Genomic DNA, 24,915 nt, shown 5'->3' with positions numbered 1-24,915 from the left:
GGGCAAAGGAATTAGGATGATTAGACACCACAATTTAAACGCGCTTGTGAAAAGGATTCAGCAATGAGCACACCCAAACTCAATGATCTGCAAGCCTTTCTGCAGGTAGCACGCGATCAGAGCTTTACCAAGGCGGCCACCAAGCTGGGCGTTACGCCTTCAGCCCTGAGCCACACCCTGCGCGGCCTTGAAGAGCGCATGGGCCTGCGCCTGCTGGCGAGAACCACCCGCAACGTGGCCCCGACCGAAGCAGGCGAACGGCTGATGCGCTCGATCGGGCCGCTGCTGGACCAGATTGCCGCAGAAGTCGAAGTGCTGGGCGAACTGCGTGACAAGCCCGCCGGCACCATTCGCATTACCTGCTCCGATGACGCCGCAGAAGGCATCATCCGCCCGATGCTTGCAGGGTTTCTGGCGCAGTACCCGGATATCCAGATCGAGATCTGCATCGACTACGGCTTCACCAATATTGTCAGCGAACGTTTCGATGCCGGCATCCGCCTGGGTGAATCCATCAGCAAGGACATGATTGCCGTACGCCTGGGACCTGACTGGCGCTTGTCAGTGGTCGGGTCGCCTGCCTACTTCGAGCGACACCCCGTCCCGCTGCAGCCTCAGGACCTGACTCAACACACCTGCATCAACATCCGCCACTCGCCGAACGGCAGCTGCTACGCCTGGGAGTTCGAGAAGGGCAGCCGCAAGCTCAACATACGGGTCAACGGGCAGTTCACGTCGAACAGCATGATCCATGTGCTCAACGCCGCACTGGACGGCGTGGGCCTGGCCTACGTGCCTGACTCCATGGCCGAACCGCACATCGCCAGCGGCCTCCTGAAAGAAGTGCTGGTCGACTGGAGCCCGTATTTCGAAGGCTTTCACTTGTACTACCCGAACCGGCGACAGGCGTCGCCGGCGTTCAGTGCGTTTGTCGAGGCGGTGAGGTATCGGGGCTAGCCCCCCGCCGCCTGATTACTGCGCGGCTTTCAACGCATCCGCGACCTTGTTCAGCGAACCTTGAGCGGGTTCGGCCAGCAGTTTCAGCTCGGTGGTTTTGCCACGCACCACCACTTGCATGGCGGTGGGCGCACCCTTTGCGTCACCCACGATCCGGTAAACGGTGTCGCCGCGCACGAAGCTCAATACGTGACTGGCAGCGTCGTACTTCAGTTGCTCACCTTCAGACTGGGGAAACAGCAGCCCGACCTGATTCTTGCTGTCCACGGCCGCGTAGAACACCGGGCTTGCGTCCCCTGAGCGGAACAGCACAATGCGCTTGCCGGACGGCGCGAGCCTGAACGACAGGAGAATCTCACGCTGCTGGTCTTCCTCCCAGACGATGCTGGTGGTGTGCGTCATCTTGCCATTCTGATTGCGACTGACTGTTTCAGTCGGCAGTCCCGACCCGCCGGTGTGGTCAAGGACCGTCTGCGTTTCCAGAACCGGCTCGCCATTACGGATGCTGTAGGTAGACGTCTGGTGCCAGCAGCAACCGTCTTTGGTCATGGTCTCGATCTTGCGGGCTTTCTCATTCACGCTGAACAGGCCGCAGTTGTTTTGGGCCAGTTTGGTAAACGAATCGCTGTGCCGGAAACCATCGGCCGTGCCGAGAAAGACCTGATACGAGGGGCCGTGATAGCAGCTGTTCTGCCCGTCCATCAAGGCCAGGTCCTTGATGCCGTCGAAGTTGAAATCCTGATAGATCAGTACGCTCTGTTCGCCATAGGGCAATTCGTGCACGTTGGTTTTGACCTTGCCGGTTTTCGGGTCAGTGCCAAGTACCAGCTCATCCGACTGCACGCGAATCAAGGCCGCACCGCTGGCCTTGTCGTACACGTTGATGACGCCGGGACGAAACACATCGTCCTTGGCGGAAATATCCAGCGTCGCACGGTATTTATCGGAAAAGTCCTGCAGGGCGTAGTTCTCCCGGGGCGAGCCCGCGAACCCTGCTGCGTCCATTTCACCGTAGGTCGGTAACGCACCGGCGGCACTGACCAGTGTCGAAGAGGCCAGGCCGACCAGTACCCACAAGGCCTGCAACCCGAGACGTGACGCACAGCGTTGAACGATGGATAGGTGCAAGACGCAACTCCTTTGATAATGAGCGATGAGTTTACTTCAGCAATTGATACAATTTGAAATCATTGCCCAACGTGCACTTCGTGCTCACAGGCCGCCCCGTCCGACCCGGTAAATGTTCTAATCACGCCCCCCTCCTCGCTCAACGGGCCCGATGCTTTTATGGATATTCACTCGCTTTGGCTCAAGACCCAGGAAATCTGGGACATGCTCGATCAGCACCCGTGGATACGCACCGGGCTGGCCCTGATCCTGTTGCTGACCGCCGCACTGGTGCTTGGCCGCGTGGCGCGCTTTCTGGTGCTGTATGCCGTGAGGATGCTGGGCCGTCAGGCGTCGCTGCACTGGATCAACGACTTTCGCCACAACAAGGTTTTCCATCGCCTGGCACAAATGGTGCCGTCGCTGGTCATTCAATTCGGCCTGAACCTGGTCCCCGGGCTGAGCGCCACAGGCAAGAACGTCATCGGCAACCTGGCGATGGCCTTCACCATCCTGTTCATGACCCTGGCCATCGGCGCACTGCTCAACGCCCTGCTGGACATCTACGCGCGCACCGAGCACGCCCGCACGCGCTCCATCAAGGGTTACGTGCAACTGTCGAAGATGATCCTGTACGTCTTCGCCGGGATCATCATCGTCGCCACCCTGATCGACCGTTCGCCCCTGCTACTGCTGTCCGGCCTCGGCGCCATGTCGGCGGTCATCCTGTTGGTCTACAAAGATACCCTGCTCTCCTTCGTCGCCAGCGTGCAGCTGACCAGCAACGACATGCTGCGCGTCGGCGACTGGATCGAAATGCCGCAGGTCGGCGCAGATGGCGACGTGGTGGACATCACCCTGCACACCGTCAAGGTGCAGAACTTCGACAAAACCATCGTCTCCATCCCGACCTGGCGCTTGATGTCCGAATCGTTCCGCAACTGGCGCGGCATGCAGCAATCCGGCGGACGGCGCATCAAGCGCAGCCTGTTCATCGACGCCAGCGGCGTGCGCTTCGTGCGCGACGATGAAGAACAGCAACTCATGCAAATCCACCTGCTCACCGACTACATCGGCCGCAAACAGGCCGAACTGCTGGCCTGGAACCAGGCACAAGGCAACGTCGCACAAATGTCCGCCAACCGCCGACGCATGACCAACATCGGCACCTTCCGCGCCTACGCCCTGGCGTACCTGAAAAGCCACGTCGACATCAACCCGAACATGACCTGCATGGTTCGCCAGCTCGAACCCACCTCACAGGGCATCCCGTTGGAAATCTACTGCTTTACCCGCACCACGGTGTGGGTGGATTACGAGCGGATACAGGGGGATATTTTCGATTATCTGATTACCGTGATGCCGGAGTTCGGGTTGAGTTTGTATCAGCAGCCTAGTGGGGCGGATATGCGGGTGGGGTTGAGGGGGGAGACTACAAGGCCAGCTTAATAACGAAGTCCAGGAAGCGGCATCAGGTGACTTGAGAGGCAAGCGGGGCAATCAGACCCGTGCGGCGGTGCAAGGGCTGCAGACTCAAGGCTGCAAAAAATGGAAATCGCCCGCCCGCTAGGTGCTGGCCGCCCAACGATCGATCGATATTGGATCAAATGACCTGCCTGTTTCTAGGCACAAAAGCCATGCTCCAAGCACCTGATCAGATCCAGTACCTCATCAACTTCAGCGTCAATTGGGCACAGTCAACCCAATGCTCCATTTGGTGCGGCCAGCCACTGCTCCGCGCGGAGCTCGTCCCCAAATAGATTTGTCGTAACAGCCAGTAAATTAGGTTTTTCTTCAAGCCTGAGCTTGCGCTGATGTTAAGAAACTGCCTCGGCCAAGGCGTTCTCTGACGCAGCGGAGAGATCTATACCCAGCTCCTTCGATCGATCCAGCAAGTCGCCGTTGATGCTGAGGTTTACCAGTTGCTTGGATGCGTGGGGAGGCGTATACGGCAGGCATGGTAGATCTACAGATTTGCGCGCACGAGCTATTGTGCTGCGAACCTCAAGTCTGGCAATGCGAAACTTGGCACGCAAGCTCCGCGGACTTTCGTTGGCTCAGCTTTTGCCATGCCTCAAAGCCCGAGGTCAGCGGCAAAGTAGTCGTCACGAATCGAACCGGAAGCTAAGTTGTCGTGGACAAGTCGCTGCTTTAGGCGCCGCTTGATATGCATCCGTAACTGCCAACGGAGCTCAAGGTGGCCTGTATGACGAACGAGCCAAGCCTCCTTGGAATCACGTAGCAACGCGTCACAGAGTAGCTCAAAACCAAGGTCGGTCAGCGTAAGTGGGTAAAGACGCGTCAAATCATCAAGCCCCGCACTGCGGGGGAAAACATCCAAGTGCGCTCTGGAGGATTTGGGCCATTTCCCCAAGGTAATACGAGCAGGCGAGAAACCAGCTCTTGGATTCAACGCCAGTATCCATAGCCATGCCCCCCCCTGCCAAAGGAGGTTACCCCTTTGGCAGGCCTCAGATTATTCTGCGATTAGCCCATGCGTTCTCCACCGAGCGCGCACGAAACTCTCAAAAACGTAATTGCCCTGAAGGGGCAGTTTATCAGCATGGTCGCACACAATGATCTGCGGCATAACGCCGGTTTCCGTTAACGTTACATCGCAGAACCTGGCGAGGCTGGTGAACATTTTGGAGACGGAGTCCACGTCCTCATCCACCGTCCTAGTGGTCTGCTTGTCACCGCGCAATTCACCTGCTTTGAAGGCATCTGCATCATCTGTAGAAGGGAAATAGACTTGGGTTGGCTGATCAAGGAAGAGAATCGGCGGCACCTTACATTTCGGATGCGCCGCGAACTGATAATGCAAGGCCATGAATAGTGTCAGGTGCGAGTACAGCCAGTTGGCACCGCTGCCCATGCTGCGCAAAAACACCTTCTTCACTCGCCCGCCCTCAATGGGCCGTTCATGCCAAAGGTCGAACGTCTCGACATCGAATTTCAATGACCCGCTCTTATACGTATCTTCAAAATCGAAGTCTTTACCCAGGATTTTCATCGTCTTGTTGATGTCATTCTGCAGCGCCCACAGCTTCGACTCCACGTCGTACTGGGCCATCTGCCCATCGAGCTTTTCGACTTCCTTCTCCCAGAATTCGACCATCCCCTTGATTTCTGAAGGTGGGTTCGCGAGACGCTTCTCGATGGCAAGCTCCAGCTTTAGCTTGGCCTTTTGCGCACCACCATCGACAGACTTCGATCGCTCCAGCCGATCAGCCTCGTCATCAAGCGGCTTCAGAGCTTGCTCCACAAGAGCCAGCGCCGCGCGATGTTTTTTGAGATCCGCGTCGATGGTTCGACGTTCCTCGCCAAAACCTTCGCGTGCGTAGGTGGAGACCTTGAGTTCGCCGTTAAGCCAGTGGATCGCTGCCGATAGCTTGTTGGCTTCATCTTCCGCCACATCCGATTGCGATGCACAGACCGGACATACCGCATTTTCCAGGTTCACGGCTTTCGGGATGGGCAGCGCTGTCACGGATGTTGCAAACCCCGACGCCTGTTCGGCAGAAACCTTAAGCAGATAGCGGGTGTTGAGCGCTTTCTGGATGGTCGACATCAACTCCGCTTTCTGTTCGCGCAGCTCAGCCCTTCGGGTTTCAAATGCACTGGACAGACCGTCCACCCTAACGGAGATGCCCGTGAGACGCTCCAACGCGGGCTTTGGCCTCGCCCAGATTTCGTCGGGCGTCAGTTCGGTCAGTGGCTGGCCCGCGAACGCCTCGTACTCCTTAAGCAGGTTCGAAAACTCGGCCAGGTAGTCGTCCTTGATCTTTTCCTGCTTTGGAATTTGAGTCTGAGCGCGCTTGAGCTCGTACATGGCCTCGGTACGTAACTTGGCGAGATCGAAGTAATCTTCACCTACGATGTTCATGAAGATTTTGAACTGATCGATGGCCTGGTCACGTTTGCGCTTCTCCTCGAAGCGGTAAAATACTGCGTGCCGGTTAGCTACCAGGTTTTGATGCTGCAGCATGAACGATGGGAAGCTACGAATCGAAGGGGTCGCGCTCCACTTTCCAGTCATTTCCTTCTGCAGCGGATCCGTGTCGATGTTCTCCAACGTAACGCCGAAGAATCGACCAATGCTCTTGAGGAATTCGCTTTTGTACTGGAAAAAGTTCGGGGCGAAGAATTCCTTTACATTGTCCTGGATCAGCTCCAGGACATGTTCCGCCTGTGGCCCCGAAACCTCACGCAGGAAACAACGGTTGCCGGACGCTTCTCGACCTGTGACGACTGCGATGGTTGGGAATCGAAGTACGGTAAAGAAAAGCTTCGCACGATCCGTGATTATGCCTTCGGGAATCGTGTCTTCGGAGCTCCCCAGGCAGTAATCGAAGATGTCGAGTATCGCACTCTTACCCTTGGAGGATTTACCCGTGATGATGTTGAGACCCGGCTTGAAGGGAACGTGGTGGACGCCATCATCTTTGTCAACCACACCGATGTACTCTACGTAACACTTCATAGCGATTTGAGCCCTAACATCCTGTAAATAGAAACTACGTTTTCGCCAGTCAGCACCATCGCCAGCTTCTGGCTGTACTTCAGCAAAGACTTGTCCGCATTGCCCGACTGCGGTTTCTGAAGCGCTCTTACGGAGAGGTCAGGCGTGATCTCAAGGCTTTTCTCTGCAGCCAGGATCAGCAGGGCGGCGTTGGTGATTGGCTTAAATTCCTTAACACGCATGGCCAGGCCGATGAGCCTCTCAGCTTCTGATGCCATCGTCCGTACAGAGCTGTCACGCCGTGCTCTGTTCAAGAACTTGTGCATCGGCTTGTAGGTAACGAGCGGCAGGATCAGGTAACTGAGCAACACATCCTTCTCAACGGGCTCCCAGTCCTGGTAAAAGCTCTGGATCAAAGGAGCCAACGCAAAGGGTGTCCTGTGCAAGGTGTACAGGTGGTCAGAGACTTGAGTGGTCATCACCATAATCTCCAGTGAAACTCGTCATCTTCATCCTCAGGTTTCTCCCCTGCGAGCATGTGATAAATGCCATTGCGGAACTCGGGCATGGTGTGTTCCAAACCACAGAAAGGCTCTACAGGCAGCCCATTGCGCTCAATGAAGAACACCATGGATCGGGTGCTTAACTCCGTTGGGCAGGTAATTCCCGTGCAGCCGAGCATCGCGAGTTCGCGACCATACTGGTGCAGCGTGTGATGGTTCCCGAGGTAGCCATCGAGCATCGGCTTGAAGAGCACGCCATCTGTATACAGATCGGAGATCGTGTTCTGGGCGACCACACGATAAAGAGCTGCGCGCTTCAGGTGATGCTCGCCCCCGATCTCAACAATTTTCTGAGCAAATGGCATGGGTCGAATCTCTTCGACGTCGATAGTTTTTTTGAGCGCCGCCAAGTCCACCTTTGGGAAGGTTTTGGGGTGCTTCATGTACTGATGCGTAAGCTCCGACAATTTGTCAGTGAAAGCCTGATGGGTGATTTTCCACCCGCCAATCACCAGTTGAGGGCTACTCATGAAGCCCAACAGATCTTCGATGAATTGCTGGCATTTAGACGGACGAATCGGCTTGAGATGCCGGGTCTGGTAGCTCTGCAGGCGCTGCTCCAGCGACTCAGCGCCGGTAGTGATGTGCATCCGTTCTAGCACTTCCATCAACGCGTTGCGTCGTTCGGGGGCCATCACATGCTGCTGAAGCTTCCTGGCCTTGGAAGATCTGGCAGCCCCCTCCACATCTTCAGATTCTTGCTTTACTTGCTGATCCACCGCAGGATCGGATGACCCAGCGATAGTCTCCATGATCAACAGTCGCGCTGCAGGTGTGGCCGTGTTCCAACCCTTGAGTAGCGTTTGCGCCCCGAACTCTTGAGTGGTCAGCAACACTAGACTCTTGAACGAAGTGCGGTCGAAGTTCTCATGGAGCCAGTTTTTTACGGTGTTCCAGAAATTGGCGTGACTGTCCGTTAGGCTATTGGAGTACAGCTTGACCTCGGTCTGGGTTTTGCCGGGTACCGTTACATCACCCATGACTTCAAGCCACAGGCACTCATCAGGTGCCAGGTCATAGCAGTACTCCACGGCTATGAGCAACTGATACTGGAGCGCTTTGAACAGGAGGGTCGCATCGAACGGCAAAGGAGCATCGCCGGGTAGCGCCGCATTTAGTGGTTGCGTCGTATCCATACACATTCCAAGTTAGGCATGACTCCCTGACCAACGACTCGCCCAACACATCAAGCATGCCCATGCCTTCGGGATGCACAACAACGAATCAACGCCAGGCACGGGCCCGGCGTTGGTAAGAGCACATAACCGTTATTCAATTACTGTATATAAATACAGTTATTCTCAATCTTACGATATATGCTACCAGCACTCACTACCGCAGTCGCCAAATGCCATCATATTGATCGTTGACGTCCTCTCTAAACATCTGATGTCGCCAACGCTGCCTTGGCCTATACCCCTTTCGCATCAACCTGAGCCTCTGCCAAAAGGTACCTTCCCTGGCACGTGATAGCATTGTAAGATCAGCGCTGAAGAGGCAGGTACCTCCTCTCGTTCATTCGAGGGCGGCTCTGATAATTAACAGCTTCTGCTGTTGGGCGTATGCCCACCGATCCCCTCGGGGATGTTCAAAGATGACTCAAACCCGCTTGCCTCTTCTCCCAAATTTAATGGAGAAGTATCTGTGAAGGATAGTGTCTGGTTCACCTACAAAGCTCGTATCCAGGCCCATAATCGTCTGGAGTGGCTGGACTTTCACTCACAAATGCTTCTAGTCTGGTACGCAATTCTCAGCACGGTTCTGGGTGTCCTGGCTATCCGCTACGAACACATCCTCGGCCCTGACACTGACGTACTGGCCACCGTACTTTCTGTTGCGCTCCTCGGCGTCTCGCTTGCCGTAACAAACCGGGATTTCCGGGTGCGGGCAATGGCCATGCGCAAAAACTACCTGCAACTGCAGGGTCTGTACCGTGAGCTTGCCCCGAACACCGCCCCTACTCCCACTCAGACGCAGCAGTATGATGAGTTGCTCGCTGAGTCAGAGAATCACAGAGAGATCGATGACCGAATCGCACGGGTATTTTCGACGGGCTTGACCAGTCGAACCCCTACTGCGTTCGAGATCTTCTACGCCATTTCCTGGCTCGGTGCGCGCCTGGTTATTACCGTCGCCCTGTACGCCCTTCCCCTTGCAGCCGCCGCATACTCCTGGGTAGGGAAATGAGTGCCGCCCGTAGTTTCAAGAAGTATTTTTCCCGCAAACAACTACTTGGCATCTACACGGATAAGATCAAGAAATCCGGTGCTATTGGGCTTGATCGCACTCGCCCGTCCAAGCTCGATTCCAGGCTGACTGATGAGCTTGAACTGATCGTCCAAAAGGTTAGGCAGGGGAAGTATCGATTCACTGCCTACAAGGAAAAGCTGATTCTCAAGGGAGCGACTTCGCTTCCCCGACAGATCTCAATTCCGACTGCGCGGGATCGAATCGTGTTGCGTGCCTTGTGTGAATGCCTCGCAGAAGTCTACCCGACGGCCAAGCTTTCATTGCCCCAGGTGGTTATTGAAGATCTGAAAACTGCGCTCGCATCCGGTGCTTATGCCGAGTATGCCAAGATCGACCTGAAGAGTTTCTACCCCTCGATCCCTCACACCCTGATCGATGCCGCTATTCGAAAAAAGATTCGCAAGCCTGAGCTCAAGCACCTGATAACTTCGGCAATCACCACGCCGACTGTGCCTGAATCAAGAGGCAGAAAGGACACGCCCAACTCGACCATCGGTGTGCCCCAAGGGCTGGCAATCTCAAACCTGCTCGCTGAGATCGCACTGCAGGAGATCGACTTGGCGTTCAATGGCAGGCCAGGGATCTGGTACAAGCGCTACGTGGACGACATTCTGCTCCTGACGCTAGCCGGGCATTCCGAGACAGTGGCCAAAGAGCTTATCACTGAGCTGCAAAAGATGGGACTGCACCCGCACGATTTCGGCCCGGACTCGAAATCGAAGTACGCCCCCCTGACCGACCCATTCAGTTTCTTGGGTTACCAGATCGAAGGTGGCCATGTCATCATCCGACGAGAAAGCATCCTCCGTTTCGAATCGTCCATTGCCAATATCTTCACTGCATACAGGCACAAAGTCGCAACCGCTAAGTCGCCCAGGGATATGGAGCGCGCCCGCGCGTATTGCGAATGGAAAGTGAACCTGCGGATCACCGGATGCTTCTTCGAAGGGAAACGGCGAGGCTGGGCATCCTACTTTTCCCAGATCACATCGACCGCCCAGTTGCGGTCGGTCAATCACACGATACGCAATTTGACCAAACGCTCCTCGCTGGAAGGGAGAATCAAGCTCAAGTCGCTGATCAAGACCTTCTACGAGCTCAAACGTGGGAGAGCCGGCAATCACGCCTACATTCCAAACCTGGATGATCACAGCATCGCGGATAAGCGGAAGGTGCTAGCGCTTTGGATTGGTGATGATGCTGCCACGCTTCGCGATGACCAAGTGGAACGGCTGTTTGTGATCAAGGTGAGCAAGGCCGTACGAGAGCTTGAAGAGGATATTGCCCAGCGATCATGACAGGCCTGGTACCCAAGCGGTCAGCTCTGCGCGATGTGGCAAACGGGCAACTCAAACCGCTTGTAAACCTCTTTTTTGACTTATAAATCACGGCGATTTACAGATCAAAAATTAGGTTTACAAGCCGATGTTGAATAAGCTCGCCAGAGCACCACGAGTTTGGGAAAGTGACTTGTCCATATGCTCACCACCAAGCGCCCTTAAGGCAATTTATGGATAGACAGGCACCTCAAATAGTAATTTGAGTGCTCGGTACCAACTCGCAAATCAGATGCCCCCACAGCAGGCGGATCAATGGGAGGGCTGACGCTTAAGAATGCATCAGCCCGATGCAGCTACACGAATCGTCGGGAGCCGGTACGGCGACCGGGTTTTGCCTTACCAAAGGCTCTCTTCTGAGCAGCGGCGGATGGAACTACATCCCAGCAGTCCAACATCGGATCAACGTGCCGACTCGCTTTCTCGAAAGCCGGGGTCTTCCCTTCCTTACGATCAACGTACCAATAGCAGTAGGTAATCGCGCGGGTGATGGCCACATATGCTGTCCGAAGAGCTTCCTGGCGTTGCGATGTGTCGTACCCACACGGATCACTACCGCCCATCTTAGCTTGGCGGAAAATGTCGTTTTTGGAGGGTGAGGTTGTGGTCATCTCACAATCTCCCAACAAAAACACTGCGTCCGCCTGCAGGCCTTTGGAGGCATGGTAAGTCAACAGCTTCAGATCGTTTTCTCGGCCTTCATCCTCCGCTTGCCGGATCAGCTCACTCAGACTTTTTTCTACTTTGGCCTTGGTTCGCCCAATTCGGTACAACACCAAAATCTTGTGCCCAGAGTCATAATGGGCCTTGGCTTTTTCCCGGAGATGCATGAAATCCAGATCTCGCATCTGCACTGGTACCTTATAACCAGTCACTCGTGGATTCGCTGCTTTGCCATTTTTGTTATCAAAGCCTCCAGTGCGCTTCACGATGGCTTCCGCTGCATCGATCACCCATTGATGCGAGCGGTGGTTATCTTGCATGAATACGCGAGTCGTAGCCGACGCTGGGAAGTATTTGTCGAAGTCCACAAAGAACTGAGGAGAGCTGCCGCGCCAACCGTAAATGCTTTGCCAGTCGTCCCCGACGGCCATCAGGGAGGCGTATGAGACAGGCCCATCGGTAAGCACGGGCAGGTTTCTCCGCTCGATTTCGGCGAAAGTAGCCCTCACCCAGGAAATCGTGTTTGCCCCGACGTCTTGGAACTCGTCAATAAGCAAGGTCGACATGGGCTGCAAGACGCCATTAGGTATCGCCCTCAGGTTGGCAGCGCCACGCTCACCGAACATTGCGAACATCTTGTTGAAGGTCAGCACAGGCGGACTCATAGACTCCAATTGCTTGTCCAAAGAGCTCCAGAAGATTGCCAACGCTTCAAAGAAATCAACGTCAGGGTCATTGTCTGGTAGATCCATCTGCTTGATCGCATGGATCACATCCAGCCCAAGGTTTTCGATGAAAGACGCCGCAGAGTAGAAGGCCTCCAGGATGTATCGAGCAGAAATCTCCCCAGTGACCTTGTACCGGAATTTGGGGCAGGCGTTGGCAAGGTTGATCATAGCGTCAACCGAAGCACCAGCGTCGGTGTAGCTGTTCAAGAAAATCACGGGTTTCGAGCAGAACGCCTGAAACAGGATGCGTTTGTCAGCCACATCCAAAGTGAGATAGGGCCATCGATCGGGGTCTAGTTTCAGATTCTTCGGCTCGTTTCCATCTACACCCAGAATCACGTAGGCGCCAATTTGAGGGATGAAGCCGTTGGAGTGAAAGGTCTTGCCGAGCAACGTGATGGGGGCACGATTCGGCTGAACGCCAGGGATAGGCCATCGGCCTGCGGAACGCCATAGCTCTTCGAGCCTCCCGCAGAGGGCGTCGTCGATGACCTCCATCTCTGCGACCTTGTCTTTACGAGTCTTGGCATCAGGGCTGTCTGCTTCCATCGACTCCAGCATGATGGCGCGCCGCGCAAGCTTAGCGATCAAATCCTTGAAAACTGGGTCACCTTCGTACAACGACTGATAGCAGTCGTTCATGAGCGTCAACTGCTCAGGCTTTAGCTTGACCTGGAACATGGAGCCGGCCTTCTCATCATCCTCGTTCTTGAGATCTAGGAACTCAAATGCCTGTGCCTTTTCAAGGCCAGGAAGGCTTCGAGTGAAGGACAGAATGCGAGAGTGGAATGTCCTGACGATATCCAGCGACTCTTCTTTGGTAATGTCATAGCGCCAAAGCTTGAAGACCTCGCGCACCTTGTGCGCGAAGTCCAGTTTGGATTCTCGGGTGAAAGTGATCACCGTAAGGCTTTCGAAGCGAATCCCTAGATAGTGATGGAGCACCAAGAGCCTCAGCACCATGGTGGTGGATTTACCACTGCCCGCCCCCGCGACAACCGCAGTCGTCGGTGTTCTGGAAAGGATCATTTTCCACTGATCTTCAGACGGCTGATGCTCCAACAGCCGAGCAAAGTCGTCTCTGATCTCCTGAGCCAGATCGTCAGTGATCTCAAATGACCACGTCTTGAAAAACGTTGGCGGACGAGTCTTCGGCTTACCCGGTTCCTGACTTGGCCCAGGACGCAGCTCAACGATCAGCTTGCCGTCTTCAAGGCCTTGGTCGTGCCCTTCGATGTATCCCTTTTTAAAACCTTCATTTCGCCCCCGAGAGCGCCCTGCACGCCAGGACGATGCCTGTTCAATCCCCACCTTATCTAAGAACCAGTCGAAAATTTTGAGTATCAAGCCCTTGGATACATGCGGATCCGCATCATCCGGCGGGAAGGTGGGCACGGGTATGGATTTGGTGTTTGAGTCCACTGCGAAAAAAGCTCCTGCTCATCAAGCCAAGCCCCATTGACGGGGCATCTAGAGGATCCGAAACAAGAGAGCCTACCACCGAGGTGGAAAATTCCTACAGCTCAAACGCAGAAGCTGGTGATTATCACAACTCCCACCCGAGGGCCAGCTTGTCCTTGATCTTAGGGATCAGGAACGCAATCACGTGGTTGTAACTCCGATCTTGCCGGAAGGCTTGGTCCATTCGCTCAAGGCCCTCGCGGATCATCTTCTTCCTCCGCTGCCAAGTCTGCTTGGCGTCCTGGTCAGCTAACATTTACTCATTCCCGAACGCTCGCAGCGTCCACCCAAAGGCGAGTAAATGGCCCTTGTAGTGATCGAAGGCGGTGTTGGCCACGTTCAGTAGGCGAGGTAGGTTGTAGCCCACCAGATAACCAAAACGGGCACACAATATAATCGAGGCAGCTCCATGGAATTTCCCCATGCGATAGTCCGAAGGCAGCGAAAGGTCAGGAAGTGCCGTGTTCAGTTGCTCCCGCAGAGCTCGCCATGCCTCATCCGACTCTTTGATGTCCGTTGCTGCATGTTGCATCCAGAAATCGAGAAAGGCCTGCCGGGCTGTGTCGCTGCTCACGCTGCTCAATAGCTCGGCCCTTAGCGCGTCGTAGCCCTTGAAGCACACCTTCTGCCCTTGGGCGCTCACGATCAGTGATCAAGAAACACCCCCTCCATCACCCATTCGTCAATGATTGTCTTGCCCCTGAGATGGGGGATGGCGTACCAGCACTCCAGAGCCATGCGCCTCACCACTTGGGGTCGAGCAGGCGTCGCTTCATTCACGATGAAGACGTTGTGTTTATTCAGGAAAAAGATGTCCTCTTCAGAGGTGCGGTCGGAACTCGGATCGAAGCTATGGAAGATCCAGACCATAGCCCCGTTGTTAGCTTGGTAGAACTCAAGCCGAGCCGCGATTTCTGTCAGGTACGTGGTCGAACGCTGCACCTCAAATGCCGGTCGTTGGCCATTGAGCTCAGCTTGGACATCGGGCTTTCGCCATTGCGCGCGATCTACGAGGCGCATGCCTTTCCACACTGTCGCCACCAACGGCTTGGAACACTGCTCATCGGCTATCAGGCTGTCTCGGATGATGCGTTTGAGCCTCAGGTGTACCGCGCTCTCCTTCGCGGCGTTGTACTTGATGCAGTTGATCTGTTCGGCGCTCAGTTGGCCACGTATAGAAATCGAGCATTTTTGCTCTGCCTCCGCACGTGGATGATGACGGAAATGAAAGCGTAGCTCCATGGTGCGCACGAGTATCACCGGGGCCATGCACAACGCGCACACCAGCCAAGGACTGCCGGGATCACGAGCATATCGACTCGCCAACGCCCCCCCTGCCTTTCATGACCAAGCCCAAATCGCGAGTCAAGAAGCTTTGTAGTTCGACATCCAGTACAGTCTCTAGATCGAGGATTTCTGTCAGGAGCATGGTGGCAGTGGGCTGAGCGACCTCATACGTGAACATAAAGCTTCCTTTGGGGCGCCGAAGATAATCGCGTCATAATCTCCGGGCCCTGCGGAGTGGCTAGATGAGGATCCGCCGACCTTTTTTGAAACGGTCTTTCTGGTCTAAATAAACGTCACCGCTCAACACGCGCCCATGAACCTCGGAGCAAAAAATAGACGGTTATTCTCATATTCAGATCTACGCGTTGCAGTGCAATGGGAGCAATAGGAAGCATGCCAAGCCCCATCTCGGGCGATGGATCCACACTATTTTTTTGCAAGTTAGAAAATGAATCATCCCTTACGGCACTAGCCTATAATACTCTTCTGGCACGACATAAAAAGTGCCATGTAGCGGCGTGCAGATATCAAGCTTTTAGCTAGTCAGCCAGTTAAAAATAGGCAAAGTGGCGAAGATGGTCTGGCTGCGTTGAAAAAAGCAACACAGCCAGAGTAAATTTATTCTTGATTTATAAATACATCCTTTGTTCTTTTTGTTACTTGGTCAGCAATGAACTCTGATAGTTTTTCGTTAGAGGTCAGCTTGGTTGCACCAAGGCTATACTTTTTAATTATAAACTTTAATTCTTCTTTATTAAAAGTCGCGAGCTCTTTCTCGATTTCACTTTTTTTCTTTTCTTTAAATGAGTCGAAAATATTTAGACTTTCAACTTCCGCCCGAATTAACTCCTTTTCTTTTTGTTCTTTTTGATTTTTTTCATAAAACGGCCTTAGTATACTTAGAATAATTTCTGGGTTCCCCTCAATTACCTCACCAATCTCAGATAGTACTTTTCCAAATACTTCTATGTCTTTTCTGCTTATATTTTTCATACCTTAAGCTCCTACCCGCTCAAGAAACTCATTGGTGAGTGTTGTTATAATTCCTTTCGTGTCGTGGAAATCCGATTTTCTTTTGGCTGTAGCAGATGTTATGAATGGTCTTGAGTCTACTGGTGCTTCAGCGACCGAGATTCTTTGAGGAAAATCATTTTTGAAAACGACCTTACTATAGTCGCCTGAGCGTAACTCTGTCATAGTAGACTTGTGCAAGTTCGTTCTATAGTCAACCTTTGTAAAAACAATTCCTGCCAATTCTATCTTGCAACTATGCTTTCTTTTTTTGAAAGAGTTTATTCTATTTAGTATCAGACTTATACCGATTTTTGATAAAATATCTGGAACTGTTGGAACTATATAATAATCACTAATACTTATTCCATTCAATGTTATTGCACCAAGATTTGGCGGACAGTCAATGAGTATAAAATCGTAATCCTCTTTTATATTTTCAATTATATTACCTAGCACGTCGACGTGACTGACATATGCTTTGTTGTCCATATCGGGTATATCATCTTGGATTTCTACCAGATGTATGCTTGATGGCAATAAGTCTAATCCGTCGATACCCCCAACATCATTAAGTATGGCATCATCTATATTGAATTGATCCTCACCTTTTAGCATATCATTGAACATATGATATAAAGTTTGTCCGCGGTCATGCCGTTCTTGCCATTCCTCTTGGTCGATTAGCGATACAGTGGCATTTGTTTGTGGGTCAAGGTCTATTACTAGGACCTTGTAACCGTCTGTGGCAAGAGTTGCAGCGATATTTACAGTAGTAGTGGTTTTTCCAACACCACCTTTTAGATTAATGAAACTTACTACTTTTGTCATAACCCAATCCTTTTGGTATAAATTTATTATGATTTACTTTCATTTTGGAAGGTATTTCTTTATCCGTACTCTCCACTCACTCAGACGCTACTATTTTGAAGGCGTGGAGTCTAGGTTTTTCATGAGCAAAATTTCGACGGTATTAACTCGAGCAAAAAATGATCAGCACCACTCCTACTGTCGTGAGCGGTTTCGCCGGCTAAGAGCAAAAGGCAGCACGGCTTCAGGCTCAGCACGAAGCCACGGCGTACATGCCTCACCTAGCCACTGCCCACCTGAAGGCTAAAATTGGCAAGGTATACTCTCGGAACGCTTACAAATTCATGATAACCGAGCTACCTGCAGGCTATGCTTGAGGCCTTTTGATCTGTACAAGCATTGCTATCAGGGCATCAAAAGCCATCTATAAAAAAAATGAAAAATTGGGGGTAAAGATGAATCGCCTATTTCATGCTGCAGCGTTTGCAAGCTCCATGATGATCGTTGCAGCACCCGCCCAAGCCCGTATCACACAATTGGAGATCCTGCGGACCGAACCCGCTTTCGGAGGCGAAAACTTCGGGAATACAGGAGCTTACGAACGCGTCTTTGCGCGCGCTCATGGTGAATTAGACCCAGGAGCGCCTGAAAACAAGATTATTCAAGACATCGAACTTGCACCCCGTAACGGGCGTGGGATGGTTGAATACACGACTGATGTTGCAATCCTGCGTCCCGCTGACGTGGCTAAATCGAATGACATTCTTCTATTCGACGTGCCAAATCGAGGCTCTAAGCGCGCGATGTTATTGTTCAACGCTGATATGCAGGGTAGTCCAGCAGCGTTCAACAACTTCGAAGTCGCCGGGGACGGTTTTCTACAGCGCCAGGGTACGACGCTGATCGCGTTTGCCTGGCAGGGGGACGTTGCCCCGGGTGACAACCGCATGATGGTGCAACTGCCGACGGCCATAAATACTGATGGGTCGCCGGTAACAGGTGTGGTGCGCAGTGAGTTGACCACGCTCTCACCGACCGTCAGCCTTAACCTGTCTGCAGGTTGGTTCACCTCCACGCCGCCTCACACGAGCTACAAATCGGTTGAAACCGACAATACCAAAGTGCTCGCGGATGGCTTTCGTCCGACGTTGACGGTGCGTTCGCGGGCAAATGCGCCCCGACAGGAAATTCCAGTGAATGACTGGAAGTTTGGCGATTGCAATACGCCGAACGAAACCCAGATATGCCTACCCGCTGGTTTTCAGCCCGGTAAGCTTTACGAGCTGATTTACCAGGCCAAGGACCCGGCGGTAATGGGTATTGGTTTTGCGATCGCACGGGATGTTGGTGCGTTTTTCCAGCAGGCCGAGCATGACGATACCGGTGTGCCCAACCCTGTAGTGCATGGGCCTAAGGTCAAGTCGATTATCACTGGCTCATCACAATCCGGGCGATTCATCCGCAGCATGATCGCGCTGGGTTTCAACCGCAGCGAGGAAGGTCATCGGGTCTATGATGGTGCGATGCCGCATATCGGTGGCGGCCTGATGCCGCTCAACATCCGGTTTGCTCAACCTGGTCGGGCGTGGGGCCAGCAGGTCGATCATGACTCCCCTGCTTACGATTTTCCGTTTACCTATGGCCGGGAAACCGATCCTGTTACCGGACGCTCGCAGGGTTTGCTGGATCGCTGCAACGATAACAATACTTGCCCTCTGATATTCCACATGGCAACGGCCCTTGAACTTTGGGAGGGACGCCAGTCGCTTGGCCTTACCGATCCACTCGGCTTGCGCGATACACCTGAACCGGAAAACGTCCGCACTTTTATTATGGCAAGTACGCAGCATGCCCCGCCGTCTTTGCCACTCCCGGTTAACCCCCCCTTTGGACTTTGCCAGGTGCAATCAAATCCAAATCCACACACCTGGACCATGCGCGCAGCGTTCATCAATCTCGTTGGCTGGGTTCGTGATGACACAACACCGCCGGCTTCGATAAAGCCTTCTGTGGCGGACGGCACCCTCGTACCGGCGGACAGGGTCAGTTTCCCGCTCATCCCCGCGACCAATTATGGTGGCGTTTCGCGCCCCGAGCTCCGCTACACCGGGGCCGTCAATAGCCTGCAAGTGCTTGATTTTGGACCTGGGTTTCGTCCCGAAGACAGCTCAGGCATTCTCACAAACGAGCCGCCGAAATCGGGGGTTGGCAGTTACGGCCTCTTGGTGCCTCAAGTGGATGCAGACGGAATTGATGTGGGTGGCGTTCGGGATGTGTATCTGGGTGCGCCCATCGGGACTTACACGGGTTGGAACACCTTCCGGCCCGAGTTTTTTGATGGCGGCTTTTGCAACTTCCAAGGCAGCTTCCTCCCGTTTGCCGCGACGAAGAAAGAGCGAATCGTGGCCGGAGACCCTCGCCTTTCCCTGGAGGAACGCTACCCCACGAAGGAGGCTTATGTGTCTGCAGTGAGTAAAGCCGCAGACTCGCTGGTTGAGGCGCGGATGCTGCTTCCTGAAGACCGTGAGCGGCTTGTGAAGGAGGCGCAGGAGAAAGGGGTGCGTACGGGGCCTTAAGCAGGGGTGATCTGTTGTAGTGGCTTAGTGATTCCGGACACGACGTTAAGTCTTTTTCCTTACGGAGCGGATGTTCGCGATCAGAGCCCAAGCCATAGGAGCGATGGTGTCCGATCAATTCAATCGGGCATTATCGCCCTATCGTAGAGCGTAATCATTGAGCCACCAAGCAGGTTCGATGTTCGCTACTGTCTAGAATTTGCATGAGCTTACCGGCTGCAATCGGCAAATAGCAGACGCAGACGCAGACGGGCGCAGCCTAGGTCGTTATCCTAAATAAACGACTTGTCGTAAAAGCTGAATCATCATGAAAAGGTTCGCCATGGAAAGCGGTGTAACGCTACAGACTTCAGCCACGCCGAAATCAATCGCTAAAGCCTTTCCGCCCTACTTGAAATTGGAGGCAGCTCGTCTGAGCCTGGTCATGGGCGATACCCGATTTGCTGATCATCGAGGCATAGAGGTCACAACAGACAAAAATCGTGTGGTCATTCCATACCGAATCCACCACGAGGGCGGTGAGCAGGATGGTAGGTCCCTAAGCCGGACGCAAAGCATTATGTACTCTTGCCTATTGACCAGGCACCACAATGGCTATGTGCGCCAGCGCCAACTTGAGCGCATCCTTCCGGTCTCCGAACCCTGGGTTGTTCCATTCGTTGTTCAGCTCACTGGCGAGTATGTGATCGAGATACTCGACACGTGCGAATCCTACTTTTCCCTGCTTGACCCTGTGCTTTACGGCTCCTTCACCAGAGACAACCCGAAGTATTTTCAGGCCACACGAGACCGAATGATCAGCTACTGGGATTGCTATTATCGGTCGCTATACAAGCTTAAACCTGACTATGTCGGGTTCAGACTGTTCGACCAACTCCAGAAGTTGGCATCTCGCCTGTGAACACCGCCCTCCCCCCCCCCCCGCTTTCTTAACGCCGCTGAGCGTCAGCTATGGGTCGGTTGCAGCCCCTTGCGACAGGCAGCAATCGGCCAAAAGCAGTCGATGCTCCTCTAAGATTGCTCACAGCCAAAATCCGATATTCGACACATCAATCACGAATCGGTCTTCCCACGGCTCGATTCGCACAGTGTGAGCACCTCGAATACTCTTGGCTTACCCTGATCCTGAAATCTGTGTTAAAAAGCTAACCAGTGGCTATTAGCTAGCCTAATTTATTCATAAATGCGATGAATACCCCAAATTAGAAAAGGAATAACTTTTGAAAATTATTACTTTGTATAACCACAAAGGCGGCGTATCCAAAACAACGACCACCTTTAATATCGCTACTTACTTGGCCAACTCCGGCAAAAAAGTACTCATGGTCGATGCGGATCCCCAGTGCAACCTTACCGAGATTGCACTGGCTCGAACTATACAAAATCTTGACGCGGCAGCAGCAAAATCCGCCAATCATAAAGTAAACGAATTACCCGGCACTAGTATCCTTGACGCTCTAAATCAGAGGATAAAAGGTGATGCCGCATTTATTGATATTAGCAAAGTTAAAACAGTTGAAGTGCACAAAAACTTGCACTTGATTAGAGGTGCCGTAGACTTAAGTTCCATTGAGGACGATCTGGCAGAAGCACATGTTCAAAGAATGAGCATGAGAACAAACCTTATGCGGACATACGTCGCGATTGGAGACTTTCTTATCCGGCTTGCAAAAAAAGAAAAGTTTGATTATATCTTTATAGATGTTGGTCCGAGCTCAGGTGCTTTAACAAGAGCTTTTTTTCTTGTATGTGATGGTTTCTTTATCCCGGTCGCACCAGATCGTTTTAATGTTCAAGCCATCGGAACCCTTTCGCACATTTTGCAGCGTTGGATGAAGGAGCATCAGCAAGTAGTTTCGCAATACGAATCTTTAGACATGCCCATTCGCTCAGGAAAGCCCGCTTTTCTTGGTGCTGTCGTTCAAGCCTTCAAGAAATATGCTGGTGAAGCGAAGCCAGGCTTCAAACTTTGGATGCAACGTCTCCCCCTTGAGATTGATGAAAAGCTGAAACCGATTTATTTCAATGACCCCGTCAGCGAGTCCTTGTATTTGCCCACACAAAGAGTAAAGTCTGCCGAATATTCAATATCAGTTGAAATACCCGACTTCAACCAGCTTGCCCCGCTTATGCAAGAGGTCGGAAAGGCCGTGTTTAACATTGAACAAACTGACACTGCACTGATCACCAAAAGCCTTAAGCCTTGGAAGGGGAATAACTGGAGCGGCGCTCAAAAGCGAATGGCAACTTATAAAACTCTCTTTGGGTCGATTTCAGATATTATTAACGAGTTTGATGCGAAGAAACCATGAGTACAACCATGAAGATCCACTTCGTAGCTTTCCTTGATATTCTTGGGTTTAAAGCCTTGGTAGACGAGGAGGTTCGCTCAGGCTCTGGAGAATATCTTGAAAAGCTTCTGCGTTGTCATCAAAAATGTGCAGAGATCTTCAAGTCAGATCCAAACCTGAACATAATCCAATTTTCGGACTCAATAGTAATTTCTCGTCCATATGACGCATCGCATTTCATACCCTTTATTACAAGTATCGCTGAATATCAAAGGTATCTACTTGATGAGCAACTGCTATGCAGAGGAGGCGTAGCAGTAAATCAGCACTTTACAAATGGAACCTTTACGTTTAGCGCAGGACTTATTGACGCATATAATGTAGAGAGTAAATCAGCACGCTATCCCCGAGTGGTCATCGCGCCGGATGTGATTGATCTTATATACCCCAGTTCCCCTCCCTCCGTTGAGATAGTGAAGGAGGACGATGGGTTGTACTTCATAGATTATATTGGTGTAACAAAAGACAAGCGACCGCGTTTGCTTAAACGGGCAATTCGAAATATTGTTAACTCCCTGAAATTCAGTGATATACCTTCCATCAGAGAGAAAGGAATATGGCTTGCTAATTATTCAGATGCAATTTTGAAAACAAATCACACGCCTCCAAAATTTGAGGGAGGCCGAATTCAAATAGATTAAACTCAAAATAATTACAATAGTCAGTCCATGTTCCGAAGGCTCGGCGTAGTCAGGTAATGGTGACAAGGCTAACAATGCGGTCGACTGGGCGGTACTCCAGGGCCAAAACTACACGTTCCGGGTGGCCGCCAACTCGAGGGAACTCAAGCAAGATGTTGAATTTGCTGAGCTGGTGGGTCGGTTGGCTCACACACTCGAGGTTGTACAGGTAGTTCATCCGCAGCTTGCTTCGGATTGCGGTCTCAAGCTCAGCCTTGGTCAGTTCTGCCAGCCCGGCCTTTTGCAGTTTTCCTAGCTTCGTGGTCTGAAGGTACTTTTCGAACTTGGCATCCTCAATGAGGACAGTGAACTCTGCCAGCGGTGCTACTGCAGAGGACATAGCCCTTAACGCAATCTCCAAGTCGTCGTCGGTTAGATCTAGCAGCAGGCGCTCAGGCTTGTATGAGAGGAATGTGCCGAAGTAAATCGACTGAATGCTCCTGAGTCGGAAACCCTGTGTCTTGTAGTCATGCTGGTGGAGGTTGAAATCCTGCGCGTTCGGTCGATCATCTTCATGCCCCATGATGACCGTCCCGCCATGCTTAATCACATAATTCATCAGGTTCAGCGAGGTGAATGTTTTGGCTGCGCTTGAGTAAGTACACGGCAAGTAGCCTAAGTAGGCGGGAAGCTGCTGCAGTTGGGAGTCGACTGTAGCAATAGCACCTGCGGAAAGGTTGTTCACATACAGGACGAAGCACGTATCAGGCAGCTGAAAACTCGGTTTTGTGCTGACGACTGCGGGATCCAGCAGCTTGCGCGCAAGCTGATCGCTCGACCCGAAAAGCTCTCCACCCAGGATACTATGTGTCGTTTGGGCATCCAGCGCGCAAAATAGCGCTTCGGCGCACTCCACTCCAGGCAGAAAGCTCCGGGCACAAAGATCGGTATCGAAGAGGAACGCCGCCTCGTGCTTTGTTGGTTGCGGGGTCAGGGCCGTCCTGAGCAAGGCATAATCGATTCCCTTGGCTTTAAGGATGCCGACGCACTCACCATGAAAATGCTGTATTTCAGCAAAGCTACGTGCATCGCTGAGGGAAAAGTACTGCCGCATTACAGGGAGCAGAACGTTGCCGCGAGCGTTCAGGGTATGAATTGAGGGCATATCGTAGTACCTAGAGTGCGTAAGCATACGCTTTCAGGCATCCCATTCCGGAAGTTTTCCTCCGTTACGAACAGGCAGCTATTGGCCGACTATTACCTTTCACGAAGGTCTGCAATCAGCCAGAAGCGGCCATAAAATTTCGCTCTTAAATGCTGCCAACCGCACCACTGGCCCCTCAGAGGGGGGCAGTGATGCAACTCCATTACAAGGAATAACCCTTCACCAGTTTCGAAAAGGAATCGAGGTTTTCCGCACTTCGATTAGTGTCGAGTAATCTCCATCTAGCAATCTGGGAGGAAACATATTAATAAGGAAGGCCTCTGTGGCCAGTACTGCAAGCTCGGGGTGAGGAGTGTGACCAACAACAACTTCCTGGACAAGTGGTAGAAATCTAAACTTGTCATCATCACTACTGCGCAGGCTGACTTTATAAAAAGGAGTAAGCATTGACTTTCCAGCACGAAAACTTAATTGTCTAAAGCTTGCGGTCACGATAATTCGCCATTCAGCCTCCTCTTCGAAGCTCGGATCCTTTAATACGGGAGCGATCTCTGATAGGCGGTCAAGAAAAGTCGACGTACTTTCATAGCTAATGTCGAATCCATACTCAGGCTCGGGCTCGTCTTTAAACTCCTCAATCAGTGCTTCAATCATCTTAGAAACAACGCTTACCTGCTCTTTCTTGCTATATATGCACTGCACCAATTTAAACCCCTGCAATCTTATGTAGGGCTCCAGCGCATAATAATTCAAACCAATAGAGTATCCACCATGGCTCTGCGAATACCCTCTCCACTGGCTAAGCAAGTCTCCATTTTCAGTTAAGGAGCAAACACACACATTCCTATCTTTAATATGGGGAATACTGTCTTTGTAGTGATTTAGCCGTGCCTTTACATTTCGATCGTTTGATTTTTTTGCGTAACTTTCTAAAAGTTCCGCGGCCAGATCCAATGCTAGCTTATGTTCATTGGAGTCATTAAGAAATTGAATTTTTGTCGCCCATAGTTCTCTCTGCTGAAAAATACCCATAAATCCATTTTGGTCTGTATAATGATATAAGATCATTTAAATATAACTCTGAAAAGTATTGTCTTGGCTGCCTAAAGTTATTAACTGGCAAATTTTGCTGGAGTGAAATTTTACTTGTGAGGTTTTAGCTTTAAGCCATTATAGGCAAATTGCTATCATCGGGATAGTGCCCTTAGGTTCGTTTAAGCAGGTCCTGCCGCCACAAGAATGCTTTGATCATCGCCACCTGACATTAATGGGTGATCGCGCAGAGGGGTGCTGCGTGCCGGTGATAGTCGAAAGCATCTGGTTGTGGCCAGCCGATTTCGACCGATTCTGTTGAAAACAGTCGGCATGCCCAAAACGCTCGAATATTGATGGATGAAAACATCTCGCTTGCACTCTGCTACGTAAAATCAGACGCCTGAACCTTCTGCGCAAAACTCAGATTTCAATCTCAGGCGCGTACTTTTCTGCCGTGGAATTCGAAGCGGACTTTTTCAACAGAATCGACCCAAGGCGCGTCTCGCAGATGGCAGGATTGGGCGAGGTAGAC

21 protein-coding genes are annotated in these 24,915 nt (G+C 52.2%); 8 read left to right on the top strand and 13 right to left on the bottom strand.

Features of this window, described 5'->3' with window-relative positions; genetic code table 11:
* The first annotated feature begins 63 nt into the window (after positions 1–63).
* Positions 64–957: a LysR family transcriptional regulator gene (locus tag LIX91_RS01700; protein ID WP_226487890.1), complete on the top strand. Its 894-nt coding sequence runs from the start codon at positions 64–66 to the stop codon at positions 955–957.
* 15 nt (positions 958–972) lie between these two features.
* On the opposite strand, the gene LIX91_RS01695 is transcribed toward LIX91_RS01700, so the two are convergent.
* A complete protein-coding gene (locus tag LIX91_RS01695) occupies positions 973–2,085 on the bottom strand; it encodes an XAC2610-related protein (protein WP_226487889.1) in 1,113 nt (370 codons plus the stop codon).
* A 159-nt stretch (positions 2,086–2,244) separates the two neighbouring features.
* On the opposite strand from LIX91_RS01695, the gene LIX91_RS01690 reads away from it, so the two are divergent.
* Positions 2,245–3,513: a mechanosensitive ion channel family protein gene (locus LIX91_RS01690; RefSeq protein ID WP_226487888.1), complete on the top strand. Its 1,269-nt coding sequence runs from the start codon at positions 2,245–2,247 to the stop codon at positions 3,511–3,513.
* Between the two features lie 368 nt (positions 3,514–3,881).
* Here LIX91_RS01690 and LIX91_RS25675 read toward each other — a convergent pair whose 3' ends face one another.
* The 4 genes from LIX91_RS25675 to LIX91_RS01665 form a co-directional block, all read right to left on the bottom strand.
* Complete coding sequence (locus LIX91_RS25675) at positions 3,882–4,100, bottom strand: type II toxin-antitoxin system CcdA family antitoxin (RefSeq protein WP_137983854.1); 219 nt, start codon at positions 4,098–4,100, stop codon at positions 3,882–3,884.
* Positions 4,101–4,540: 440 nt separating this feature from the next.
* Positions 4,541–6,547, bottom strand: a complete 2,007-nt coding sequence (locus LIX91_RS01675; protein WP_137983855.1) for a DUF3732 domain-containing protein — start codon at positions 6,545–6,547, stop codon at positions 4,541–4,543.
* Positions 6,544–7,005, bottom strand: coding sequence for a three component ABC system middle component (locus LIX91_RS01670; protein WP_137983856.1), 462 nt, complete (start codon positions 7,003–7,005; stop codon positions 6,544–6,546). The genes LIX91_RS01675 and LIX91_RS01670 overlap by 4 nt, the downstream gene beginning before the upstream one ends.
* The gene (locus tag LIX91_RS01665) at positions 7,005–8,231 is read right to left on the bottom strand and encodes a hypothetical protein (protein ID WP_137983857.1); all 1,227 of its coding nucleotides are present in this window, start codon (positions 8,229–8,231) and stop codon (positions 7,005–7,007) included. Before LIX91_RS01665 ends, LIX91_RS01670 begins: the two co-directional genes overlap by 1 nt.
* 442 nt (positions 8,232–8,673) lie before the next feature.
* On the opposite strand from LIX91_RS01665, the gene LIX91_RS01660 reads away from it, so the two are divergent.
* Both LIX91_RS01660 and LIX91_RS01655 read left to right on the top strand, forming a co-directional pair.
* Positions 8,674–9,276: an SLATT domain-containing protein gene (locus LIX91_RS01660; protein WP_226487886.1), complete on the top strand. Its 603-nt coding sequence runs from the start codon at positions 8,674–8,676 to the stop codon at positions 9,274–9,276.
* Entirely contained in the window at positions 9,273–10,637 is a 1,365-nt protein-coding gene (locus tag LIX91_RS01655) for an RNA-directed DNA polymerase (RefSeq protein ID WP_137983859.1), read from the top strand. Before LIX91_RS01660 ends, LIX91_RS01655 begins: the two co-directional genes overlap by 4 nt.
* 335 nt (positions 10,638–10,972) lie before the next feature.
* Here LIX91_RS01655 and LIX91_RS01650 read toward each other — a convergent pair whose 3' ends face one another.
* The 6 genes from LIX91_RS01650 to LIX91_RS01625 form a co-directional block, all read right to left on the bottom strand.
* Entirely contained in the window at positions 10,973–13,489 is a 2,517-nt protein-coding gene (locus LIX91_RS01650; RefSeq protein WP_226487885.1) for a UvrD-helicase domain-containing protein, read from the bottom strand.
* Between the two features lie 124 nt (positions 13,490–13,613).
* A complete protein-coding gene (locus LIX91_RS01645) occupies positions 13,614–13,784 on the bottom strand; it encodes a hypothetical protein (protein WP_226487884.1) in 171 nt (56 codons plus the stop codon).
* Entirely contained in the window at positions 13,785–14,171 is a 387-nt protein-coding gene (locus tag LIX91_RS01640; protein ID WP_226487883.1) for a hypothetical protein, read from the bottom strand.
* A gap of 2 nt (positions 14,172–14,173) precedes the next feature.
* Positions 14,174–14,770 carry a DUF6035 family protein gene (locus LIX91_RS01635; protein WP_230412466.1) on the bottom strand — a complete coding sequence of 199 codons (597 nt, stop codon included), beginning with the start codon at positions 14,768–14,770 and terminating at the stop codon, positions 14,174–14,176.
* A 663-nt stretch (positions 14,771–15,433) separates the two neighbouring features.
* Positions 15,434–15,808: a hypothetical protein gene (locus tag LIX91_RS01630; protein WP_137983861.1), complete on the bottom strand. Its 375-nt coding sequence runs from the start codon at positions 15,806–15,808 to the stop codon at positions 15,434–15,436.
* Positions 15,809–15,811: 3 nt separating this feature from the next.
* On the bottom strand, positions 15,812–16,657 hold the full coding sequence (locus tag LIX91_RS01625) for a ParA family protein (protein ID WP_137983862.1): 846 nt from the start codon (positions 16,655–16,657) through the stop codon (positions 15,812–15,814).
* Between the two features lie 434 nt (positions 16,658–17,091).
* On the opposite strand from LIX91_RS01625, the gene LIX91_RS01620 reads away from it, so the two are divergent.
* The 4 genes from LIX91_RS01620 to LIX91_RS01605 all read left to right on the top strand — a co-directional run bounded on the left by LIX91_RS01620 (position 17,092) and on the right by LIX91_RS01605 (position 22,204).
* A complete protein-coding gene (locus LIX91_RS01620; RefSeq protein ID WP_317135426.1) occupies positions 17,092–19,212 on the top strand; it encodes an alpha/beta hydrolase domain-containing protein in 2,121 nt (706 codons plus the stop codon).
* A 307-nt stretch (positions 19,213–19,519) separates the two neighbouring features.
* On the top strand, positions 19,520–20,113 hold the full coding sequence (locus tag LIX91_RS01615) for a hypothetical protein (RefSeq protein ID WP_226487880.1): 594 nt from the start codon (positions 19,520–19,522) through the stop codon (positions 20,111–20,113).
* A 319-nt stretch (positions 20,114–20,432) separates the two neighbouring features.
* Positions 20,433–21,524, top strand: coding sequence for a ParA family protein (locus LIX91_RS01610; RefSeq protein WP_122232168.1), 1,092 nt, complete (start codon positions 20,433–20,435; stop codon positions 21,522–21,524).
* Between the two features lie 8 nt (positions 21,525–21,532).
* Positions 21,533–22,204 carry a hypothetical protein gene (locus tag LIX91_RS01605; protein ID WP_122232169.1) on the top strand — a complete coding sequence of 224 codons (672 nt, stop codon included), beginning with the start codon at positions 21,533–21,535 and terminating at the stop codon, positions 22,202–22,204.
* A 49-nt stretch (positions 22,205–22,253) separates the two neighbouring features.
* Here the strand turns inward: LIX91_RS01605 and LIX91_RS01600 are convergent, their stop codons facing one another.
* Together LIX91_RS01600 and LIX91_RS01595 are read right to left on the bottom strand one after the other, a co-directional pair.
* Positions 22,254–23,348: a hypothetical protein gene (locus LIX91_RS01600; RefSeq protein WP_226487879.1), complete on the bottom strand. Its 1,095-nt coding sequence runs from the start codon at positions 23,346–23,348 to the stop codon at positions 22,254–22,256.
* Between the two features lie 219 nt (positions 23,349–23,567).
* Positions 23,568–24,416 (bottom strand): DUF2971 domain-containing protein, encoded by an 849-nt coding sequence (locus LIX91_RS01595; RefSeq protein WP_122232170.1) that lies wholly within the window; start codon positions 24,414–24,416, stop codon positions 23,568–23,570.
* Positions 24,417–24,915: the final 499 nt, after the last annotated feature.

The sequence above is a fragment of the Pseudomonas sp. B20 genome (assembly GCF_020515755.1).
Taxonomy (GTDB): Bacteria; Pseudomonadota; Gammaproteobacteria; order Pseudomonadales; family Pseudomonadaceae; genus Aquipseudomonas; species Aquipseudomonas syringae.
The sequence above is the reverse complement of the archived record's forward strand: the minus strand, read 5'-3'. Positions and strand labels throughout refer to the sequence as shown.